Annotated in this window: 1 protein-coding gene; it reads left to right on the top strand. The window is 35.6% G+C overall.

Annotated elements, in window-relative coordinates; translation table 11 throughout:
- Window positions 1-340, top strand: a 340-nt coding sequence (locus tag BN338_RS12400; RefSeq protein WP_039762064.1) for a type ISP restriction/modification enzyme, incomplete at both ends; no start/stop codon positions are given.

The raw sequence follows: 340 nt of genomic DNA, 5'->3' as shown, positions 1-340 counted from the left end.
AATTACCGCACTCGTTATGCGCATAATTTATGCAAAGAATTGCCTCGTATCCCTTGTGTAAAGAGTGCTGATGATTTTTGGAAGTTTGTAACAGCAGGGCGTGAACTAGGTCATTTGCACGTGAATTACGAAAGCATAGAACCTTATCCAGTGACCTTTAAAAAGGGTAATCCAAAATTGACTAATATCTCTCATCCTGAAAAATTCTATTATGTGACTGAAATGAAATTTGCAAAAGCAGGTAAAGAGAAAGATAAATCCACCGTTTTCTACAATAGCAATATCGTCATGACAGATATACCTCTTGAAGCTTATGAATATATTGTCAATGGTAAATCCA

The sequence above is a fragment of the Bartonella queenslandensis AUST/NH15 genome (assembly GCF_000312585.1).
Lineage (GTDB): Bacteria > Pseudomonadota > Alphaproteobacteria > Rhizobiales > Rhizobiaceae > Bartonella > Bartonella queenslandensis_A.
The sequence above is the reverse complement of the archived record's forward strand: the minus strand, read 5'-3'. Positions and strand labels throughout refer to the sequence as shown.